This window comes from uncultured Tepidimonas sp., assembly GCF_938045175.1.
Classification (GTDB): Bacteria; Pseudomonadota; Gammaproteobacteria; order Burkholderiales; family Burkholderiaceae_C; genus Tepidimonas.
Genome location: NZ_CALIND010000195.1, coordinates 1 through 8,788, shown reverse-complemented (window position 1 = coordinate 8,788; position 8,788 = coordinate 1). Strand labels below are relative to the sequence as shown.

The window sequence follows — 8,788 nt, the reverse complement described above, 5'->3', positions numbered from 1 at the left end:
TACGTAGCGCGGCGGGGTCGCTGGTGAAGTGCAGCTGGGTGGCAGCGGCCAGTTCTTCCGGCGGTACTTCTAGTGTGCTGTCGCGCCCCGCTTGCAGCTCGGCAATGCGCTCGGGTTTGATGTCAAAGCCGGTGACAGGGTAGCGTTTGCCAAACTCGACCGCCAAGGGCAGGCCGACGTAGCCGAGGCCGATGACGGCGATGGGTTGTCCAATGAGGTTCATTGGGTAGCCTCTTTCGTGGAAAGCGTTTCAGGCTTGCGCCACTTCCCACCCCACCACATTGCGCGTGGCGCTGCTGAACTCCACGCCCAGCAACCAGATGGGGCGGCCGTCGGCGCGGTATTTGTCGGCGTAGCCCCTCTGTCGCAGCTGGGCGATCGCCTCGCCCGTGGGGGCGTCGCCGTCGATGCGCTTGAACTCGATGATGACGATGGCCTGCGGCAGTTTGAGCGTCAAGTCGATGCGGCCTTGGTTCGTGACGTCTTCCGGCGTCAGGTCGAGCCCGAGGCTGGCGAGGTGCGAGTAAAAGACACTGGCCCAGTAGCCCTCGTAGTGCAGCACGGGGTTGGCGCGGTACCAGTCGGCGGGGATGCTGGCAAAGAGCGATTCGAAGTGCGCGCGCAGCGCGGGCCAGTCCAGCGTTTGCAGCAGGTCGTACAAGCGGCTGATGTGCGCGCTGGTGGTGCTGGGGTTGGGGGTGAGCGCCAGGAGCAGCGCCTCGTTGAAGGCGCTCTCGACCTCTTGGTTGGGGTAGCCCAGCCGGTAGTCGGCCCGTGCGCCCCGCCGCCGCACGTCCTGTATCGTCAAATAGCCCGTCTGCCACAGCAGCGCTTCGGTGCCGATGTGCTCGACGTCGAAGGCGTTGAGCAGCTGGTCGCTGGCATAGAGTGCATCGAGCTGCGGGGTAAACGTCTGGCGGCTGCGCAGCAGATCGACCAGGAACGTGGGCGTGCCGGTTTCGAACCAGTAAGCGCGAAAGGTGCGCTCTTGCAGCAGCAGCAGCACATCGAACGGGTTGTAGACCGACTCGCCCAACCAGCGGTAGCCGTTGTACCAGCGGCGGATCTCGTCACGGTCGAGCCCTTCCAACTCCGGGGCAAAAACGGCGTCGAGGTCGGCTTCGGTGTAGCCGCAGATGGCCGAATACTCCGCCGAGACGGTGATGTCGCGCAGGTTGTTCAGGCCCGAGAAGATCGAGACCTTGCTGAACTTGGAAACCCCGGTCAGGAACGCGAACTGGATGTGCGCGTCCTGATCCTTGATGACGGAGTACAGGTTGCGCAAGCCCTCGCGCATGGCGCGCGCCACCTCGGGGTCGGTCAGGTTGTCCAGGATGGGTTTGTCGTATTCATCGACCAAGACGACGGCGCGCTGGCCGTGGCGCTTGACGGCCTGTTGAATCAGGTGGCGAAAGCGCAGGTGGTTGTCAGCGGCTGCGAGTATGTCTAGCCCCAAGCGTTGGGCGTTGGCGTTGATCTCGTCGGCGATGTGGGCTTCCAACCCTTCGCGGCTGGCGAGCCGCCCCCCACCGAAGCTGATCCGAATGACGGGGTGCTTCTTGGACCAATCCCACTGGTCGTGGCAGGTCAGGCCACGAAAGAGCGGCTCGTTGCCGGCGAAGAGTTCCGCGAGTGTGTCCAGAAAGAGCGACTTGCCAAAGCGCCGCGGGCGGGAGAGGAAGTAGTGCGAGCCCGATTCGATCAGCCGAAGCGCATAGGCGGTTTTGTCGACGTAGTAGTAGCCCCCTTCGCGGATCTTGGCGAAGGTCTGGATGCCGATGGGCAGTGGGCGACGGGTCATGGGTGCGTACTTCGCTTCAGACGCGGATGATCGTGTCGCTGTAGCGTGACACCTGGGCATCGTGTGTCAGTAACCGCATCGGCTCGACGAGAGCTTGCGCGACCAGCAAGCGATCGAAGGGGTCTTGATGGTGTGGCGGCAGGGTTTCCACGGCGGCTGCGTGCTCGGCCTCGATGGGTAGTATGCGGTAGCCAGCTTCGAGAAAATAGCTCAACGCGTCCGCGCCAGAAATTGGCATATCGCCGCGACCCAGGGAGTGCTTGATGGCAATCTCCCAAACGGAGGCAGCGCTAACCCATACGGTGGCGCGTGGCGACAAGATGAGCTCCCGCGCTTTCTCAGACAGTCTGGGGCTGTCGATGAGGGCCCACAGTGCCACGTGCGTATCCAGTAGCAGGTTCATGCGGCGGCTGCGTCACCGGTCATCAGACGTGAAATTTCGTCGTTATGGGTATCGATGGAGTCAGGCACCTGGAAACAACCCTTAGCCACGCCGATGCGTCGGCTCGGCGACGTGCCATCGATGGGGACCAGCTTGGCGGCAGGGCGCCCGTTGCGGGCGATGATGATTTCGCGCTCGCGCCCGGTCTCGATGGCCTCGACCAGTCGAGACAGTGACGACTTTGCTTGGAGCATGTTGATCGCAGGCATGGGGCTGAGTGTCTTGGTCTGGCTTGGCCAATGCTAGCATCGGTGCCGACCGTTGTCATCCTGAGTAAAAGGTACGGTACCACTGCACGAATGCACGCACGCCTTCGCGCACGGGGGTTTGGGGGCGGTAGCCGGTCAGGCGCTGCAGTAGGCTGGCGTCGGCCCAAGTAGCGGGCACGTCGCCCAGCTGCATGGGCAGGTAGTGGCGGATGGCGGGGCGGCCGATTTCGGCCTCGATCGCATCGACGAAGTCGAGCAGCCGCACGGGCTGGCTGTTGCCGATGTTGACGACGCGCCATGGCGCCGCGGGGCTGAGCGTGTCGCCCTCGGTGGGCTGCCAGCCGTGCGCGGGCGTGCGGGCGTCGGGCGCGGGTGGGATGGCGTCGATGAGCAAGCGGATGGCGCGCACCAAGTCGTCGACGTAGGTGAAGTCGCGCTGCATGTCGCCGTGGTTGTAAATCTCGATCGGGGTGCCGTCCAAGATGCCCTTGGTGAATTTGAACAGCGCCATGTCGGGCCGGCCCCAGGGCCCGTAGACGGTGAAGAAGCGAAACACCGTGGTGGGCACACCGTGGATGTGGCTGTAGGCGTGGCTCATCGCCTCATTGGCCTTTTTGGTGGCGGCGTAGAGCGTGAGCGGGGTGTCGGCCTTGTCGCCTTCGGCAAACGGCATGTGGGTGTTGGCGCCGTAGACGCTGCTGGTGGAGGCCAGCAGCAAATGGCGCGGGCGGGCCTGCACGGCGGCCTGCAGCAGGTGGAAGGTGCCGACCAGGTTGGCGTCGATGTAGGCGGCGGGGTTTTCCAGGCTGTAGCGCACGCCAGCCTGCGCGGCCAAGTGCACGATGACGTCGGGCTGCGCGGCTTGCACGGCAGCCTGCAGCGCGGGCAGGTCTTCCAGCATGGCCTCGGTGGCGACGAAGGCCGGAAATTCGCGCAGCATGGCGTGGCGGCGTTGTTTCAACCGCACGTCGTAGTAGGGGGTCATGCCGTCGTAGCCGTGGACGGTATGGCCCTCGGCCAACAACAGCCGCGCCAGGTGAAAACCGATAAAGCCGGCGGTGCCGGTGATGAAAACTTTCATGCGTCGGCCCCGAACAAATCGCGCGTGTAAACCTTGTGCACCACGTCTGCCAGATCCGGGTGGAGGCGGTTGGCCAGGATGACGTCGGCTTGCGCTTTGAAGGCCGACAGGTCGCGCACGAGTGGCGAGTGAAAGAAGTGCTCGCCCTCGAGCATGGGCTCGTAGACGATCATGGGCACGCCTTTGGCCTTGATGCGCTTCATGACGCCCTGGATGGCCGAGGCGCGGAAATTGTCCGAGCCTTGCTTCATGACCAGGCGGTACACGCCCACCGTAGGGGCGCGTCCGTGGCGTGCGGGCTCGCCATCGGCGCAGAGCACCTGCAGGCGGCGCAGTACGTCGTCGGCGATGAAGTCTTTGCGCGTGGCGTTGGCCTGTACGATGGCGGCGATCAGGTTCTGCGGCACGTCGCGGTAGTTGGCCAGCAGCTGCTTGGTGTCTTTGGGCAGGCAGTAGCCGCCGTAGCCGAAGCTGGGGTTGTTGTAGCCGCGGCCCACGCGCGGGTCCAGGCACACGCCGTCGATGATCTGGCGCGTATCCAGCCCGTGGGCGGCGGCGTAGCTGTCGAGCTCGTTGAAAAACGCCACGCGCATGGCGAGATACGTGTTGGCAAAGAGCTTGATCGCCTCGGCCTCGGTGGGATCGGTGAGCAGCACCGGTACGTCGGCCTTGTGCGCGCCTTGGTGCAGCAGGTCGGCCACGAGCTGGCCGCGCGCACCGCGGTCGCCCACCACGATGCGGCTGGGGCGCAGGTTGTCGGCCAGCGCCTGGCCCTCGCGCAAAAATTCCGGCGAAAAGACGATGCGGTCGGTGCCGTGCTGTTGCCGCAGCCGCTGCGTAAAGCCCACCGGCACAGTGGATTTGATGACCAGGGTGCTGCTGGGGTGCGCGGCCAGCGCTTGGGCCACCACCGCTTCGACACTGCGGGTGTCGAAAGCGTTGGTGGCAGGGTCGTAGTCGGTGGGGGTGGCAATGAAGACCACGTCGGCGTCGGCCAGCGCTGCGGCCGCGTCGGTGCTCGCATGCAGGCGCAAATCGGGCCGCTGCAAAAACTCGTCGGCCAACGCGTCGGCCACGGGGCTTTGGCGTGCCTGCAGTTGGGCCACGCGCTGCGGGTTGATGTCCACCACGGTGACGGTGTGGTGCTGCGCCAGCAGCAGCGCGTTGGCCATGCCGACATAGCCCGCGCCGACGACGGCGATGTGGTGGGAGGGTAGGGACGGGTTCATACGGCGAGGGTATGCGGGGCAGAGGCGCTGCGCTGGCCGGCCGTGAAGGCCCAGGTGCTGGCGCACATGTCGTGCAAGCCGCGCTCGGCGCGCCAGCCCAGCACGCGCTGGGCTTTGGTGGGGTCGGCCCAGCACTCGGCCACGTCGCCTGGGCGGCGCGGAGCGATGCGGTAGGGCACCGACTGGCCCGTGGCTTGCTCGAAGGTGCGCACCATCTCCAGCACGCTGGTGCCGTGCCCGGTGCCGAGGTTGAACACGTCGCACGGGGTGGTGGTGCGCTGCAGGTGTTCGAGCGCGGCGCGGTGACCCTCGGCCAGGTCCATGACGTGCAGGTAGTCGCGGATGCCGGTGCCGTCGGGCGTGGGGTAGTCGTTGCCCCACACGTTGAGGTGGGGCAGTTGGCCTGCTGCCACGCGCGCGATGTAGGGCATGAGGTTGTTGGGGATGCCGTTGGGGTCCTCACCGAGCAGGCCCGACGCGTGCGCCCCCACTGGGTTGAAGTAGCGCAGGATGGCGATGCGCCACGTGGCGTCGCTGGCGGCCAGATCGTGCAGCATTTGCTCGATGTGCAGCTTGGTGCGGCCGTAGGGATTCGTGGCGCTGGTGGGGTGGGATTCGTCCAGCGGGAGGTACTGCGGCTGCCCGTAAACGGTGGCGCTGCTGGAAAAGACCAACGATCGCACGCCCTCGGCCGCCATCGCCTGCAGCAGGCTGACGGTGCCGGCGACGTTGTTGTGGTAGTAGGCCAGGGGCTGCGCCACCGATTCGCCCACCGCCTTGAGCCCAGCGAAATGCACCACGGCGTCGATGCGGTAGTGGCGCAGCGCCATGCGCACGCGGATGGTGTCGAGCACGTCACCCACCTCGGTCACCGGGCGCGTGCCGGTGGTGCGGGCGATGCGGTCGGCGACGTCGAGCTTGCTGTTGGAGAGGTTGTCGAGCAGCACGACGTGATGGCCGGCCTGCTGCAACACGGCGGCGGTGTGACTGCCAATGTAGCCCAGGCCGCCGGTGAGGAGAAGATTCATGTCTCGTCTTGGTCGTTCGACGGAAGGGGCTGGCGTCTTTCGCCCAGGCTACCGCAGATCGCGGTGCATTTCCTGTGCACGGCGACCCCCCCTTTTTTGGGCAGGATTGTAACCGCGCCTAACCCTTGCGCAGCGCACCCACCGGCACGGCCACCCGGACTTCGCGCTGCAGGTAGTCCAGCGCTCGCCTCTTGCCGGGGCTTGGTGTGGACCAGGTACCAATGCGTGGCCGAGGGGGTGGCCGGGGCGGAAGAAGACATGGCGACATTATCGCGACCCTGCCGCCTACAATCCTCGCCCATGTTCGTTCACCTGCGCCTGCACACCGAGTTTTCCATTGTCGATGGCACCACCCGGGTGGACGATGCGGTGGCGCGGGCGGCCGCCGATGGGCAGCCCGCGTTGGCGATCACGGACCTGAGCAACCTGTTTGGCGCGATCAAGTTCTACAAGGCGGCGCGCTCAGCGGGCGTCAAGCCGATTCTGGGCGCGGAGGTCTGGCTGGATGGGCTGGGGGTGGACGCGCGCGTGGCGGGCGGCGCGGGGCCGCAGCCGGTGGTGCCGCGCGTGCTGCTGCTGGTGCAAAACGCGCGCGGCTACCTGAACCTGTGCGAGCTGCTGTCGCGCGCGTGGACGCGCGGCGTGGTGCGCGAGCAGGCGCATGTGCAGTGGGCCTGGTTGCAGGAGCGGCACGAGGGGCTGATCGTGCTCGATGGTGCGGCTGCGGGCCCGGTGGGGCAGGCGCTGCTGGCGGGTGACGAGGCGCGGGCGGCCGACGTCGCGCTGCGGCTGGCGCAGGTGTTTGCGCACCGGTTTTATCTGGAGGTGCAGCGCGCCGGCCGCGCCGACGACGAGCGCCATGTGCAGGCGGCGGTGCCGCTGGCCGCGCGTCTGGGGCTGCCCGTGGTGGCCACGCACCCGATCCAGTTTCTGGCGCCAGACGATTACGAGGCGCACGAGGCGCGCGTGTGCATTGCCGAGGGCGAGATCTTGGCCAACCCGCGCCGGGTGCGGCGCTTCACGCGCGAGCAGTATTTTTTGTCGGCGGCCGAGATGGCACAGCGCTTTGCCGATCTGCCCGCGGCGCTGGCCAATACGGTGGAAATCGCGCGCCGCTGCAACCTGACGCTGACGCTGGGCAAGCCGCGCCTGCCGGACTTTCCGATTCCGGCGGTGGATGGGCGGCAAATGGACACGGAAGCCTACTTTCGCCACGTGTCACTGCACGGGCTGGAGCAGCGCCTGGCGCAGTTATACCCCGACGAAGCCGAGCGTGCTGCGCAGCGCCCGCGCTATGTGCAGCGGCTCGAATTCGAGCTCGACACCATCGTAAAAATGGGGTTTCCGGGCTATTTCTTGATCGTGTCCGACTTCATTCAGTGGGCCAAGACCCATGGCTGCCCCGTGGGGCCGGGGCGGGGGTCGGGGGCGGGGTCGCTGGTGGCGTATGCGCTGCAGATCACGGACCTGGATCCGCTGCGCTACAACCTGCTGTTCGAGCGCTTCCTGAATCCCGAGCGGGTGTCGATGCCGGACTTCGACATCGACTTCTGCCAAGAAAACCGCGATCGCGTCATCGAATACGTCAAAACCCGCTACGGGCGCGAGGCGGTGAGCCAGATCGCCACCTTTGGCACCATGGCGGCGCGCGCGGCGATCCGTGACGTGGGGCGGGTGCTGGATTTTGCCTACGGGTTTTGTGACGGCATTTCGAAGCTGGTGCCCAACAAACCGGGCATGAGTGTCACGCTGCAATACCCGCCCAACCCCAAGCCGGAGGGCGACAAAAACCACTACGCGCTGGAAATGGAGCCGCTGCTGGCCGAGCGCGTGCAAAAAGAAGAGGAGGTGCGCCAGTTGATCGAACTGGCGCAAAAGCTGGAGGGCCTTACGCGCAACGTGGGCATGCACGCCGGGGGCGTGTTGATTGCCCCGGGCAAATTGACCGATTTTTGTCCGCTATACCAACAGCCCGGCAGCGACGCGGCGGTCAGCCAATTCGACAAGGACGACGTGGAGGCCGTCGGTCTGGTCAAGTTCGACTTTCTGGGTCTGGCGACGCTGACCATTTTGGAGTTGGCCAAGGCATTCATCGTGGCGCGACACCCTAGCCAGCGGGATTTTGCGTTCGAGCGCATTCCGCTCGATGATGCTGAGACATACCGGCTATTCCAGGAAGGGCGCACGGAGGCGGTGTTCCAGTTCGAATCCCGCGGCATGCAGGCGATGCTGCGCGAGGCCAAGCCGACGCGGCTGGAGGACTTGATCGCGCTCAACGCACTGTACCGTCCCGGGCCAATGGACCTGATTCCGAGCTTCGTGGCGCGCAAGCACGGGCGCGAGCCGGTGGAATATCCGCACCCGTTGGTGGAGCCGGTGCTGGCCGAGACCTACGGCATCATGGTCTACCAAGAGCAGGTGATGCAGGTGGCGCAGGTGTTGGGAGGCTACACACTGGGCGGTGCCGACCTTCTGCGCCGGGCCATGGGCAAAAAGAAACCCGAGGAAATGGCCAAACACCGCGAAATCTTTCGCGAGGGCGCGGCCAAAAAAGGCATCGATCAGACCAAGGCGGACGAAATCTTCGATTTGATGGAGAAGTTCGCCGGCTACGGGTTCAACAAATCGCACGCGGCGGCGTATTCCCTGTTGGCGTACCACACGGCGTGGCTCAAGGTGCATTACACCGCGGAGTTTTTTTGCGCCAACATGACGATCGAAATCGACGACACCGACAAATTGAAGGTGCTCGTCGACGATGCGCGCACGTTCGGGATCCGGTTCGCGCCGCCCGACATCAACGAGGGCACATACCGCTTCGAGCCCATCGACGACCACACCATCCGCTACGGCTTGGGCGCGGTCAAGGGCACGGGGCAGCAGGCGATCGAGGCCATCGTGGCGGCGCGCCAGGGCCACGGCGTCGGGCCGCGCGGCGCGGTCGAAGGCCCGTTTGCCAGCTTGTTCGACTTGTGCAGCCGGGTCGATCGCAGCCGTG

At 65.7% G+C, this 8,788-nt stretch carries 7 protein-coding genes and 1 pseudogene; 1 reads left to right on the top strand and 7 read right to left on the bottom strand.

Going from position 1 to position 8,788, the window contains the following annotated elements; genetic code table 11:
* The 7 genes and pseudogenes from Q0716_RS10310 to galE form a co-directional block, all read right to left on the bottom strand.
* Positions 1-223: pseudogene (locus Q0716_RS10310) on the bottom strand (Vi polysaccharide biosynthesis UDP-N-acetylglucosamine C-6 dehydrogenase TviB); the annotation flags it as partial.
* Positions 224-250: 27 nt separating this feature from the next.
* The gene (locus Q0716_RS10305) at positions 251-1,801 is read right to left on the bottom strand and encodes an ATP-binding protein (protein ID WP_299022953.1); all 1,551 of its coding nucleotides are present in this window, start codon (positions 1,799-1,801) and stop codon (positions 251-253) included.
* A gap of 16 nt (positions 1,802-1,817) precedes the next feature.
* Positions 1,818-2,204, bottom strand: a complete 387-nt coding sequence (locus Q0716_RS10300) for a type II toxin-antitoxin system VapC family toxin (RefSeq protein WP_299022951.1) — start codon at positions 2,202-2,204, stop codon at positions 1,818-1,820.
* Entirely contained in the window at positions 2,201-2,452 is a 252-nt protein-coding gene (locus Q0716_RS10295; RefSeq protein ID WP_299022949.1) for a type II toxin-antitoxin system Phd/YefM family antitoxin, read from the bottom strand. Before Q0716_RS10295 ends, Q0716_RS10300 begins: the two co-directional genes overlap by 4 nt.
* A gap of 55 nt (positions 2,453-2,507) precedes the next feature.
* Positions 2,508-3,533, bottom strand: a complete 1,026-nt coding sequence (locus Q0716_RS10290; protein ID WP_299022945.1) for an NAD-dependent epimerase/dehydratase family protein — start codon at positions 3,531-3,533, stop codon at positions 2,508-2,510.
* Positions 3,530-4,762 (bottom strand): nucleotide sugar dehydrogenase, encoded by a 1,233-nt coding sequence (locus tag Q0716_RS10285; protein ID WP_299022942.1) that lies wholly within the window; start codon positions 4,760-4,762, stop codon positions 3,530-3,532. The genes Q0716_RS10290 and Q0716_RS10285 overlap by 4 nt, the downstream gene beginning before the upstream one ends.
* The gene (gene galE, locus Q0716_RS10280; protein ID WP_299022939.1) at positions 4,759-5,790 is read right to left on the bottom strand and encodes a UDP-glucose 4-epimerase GalE; all 1,032 of its coding nucleotides are present in this window, start codon (positions 5,788-5,790) and stop codon (positions 4,759-4,761) included. Before galE ends, Q0716_RS10285 begins: the two co-directional genes overlap by 4 nt.
* Before the next feature lie 300 nt (positions 5,791-6,090).
* On the opposite strand from galE, the gene dnaE reads away from it, so the two are divergent.
* On the top strand, positions 6,091-8,788 hold a 2,698-nt coding region (gene dnaE / locus Q0716_RS10275; protein WP_299022936.1), incomplete at its 3' end, for a DNA polymerase III subunit alpha.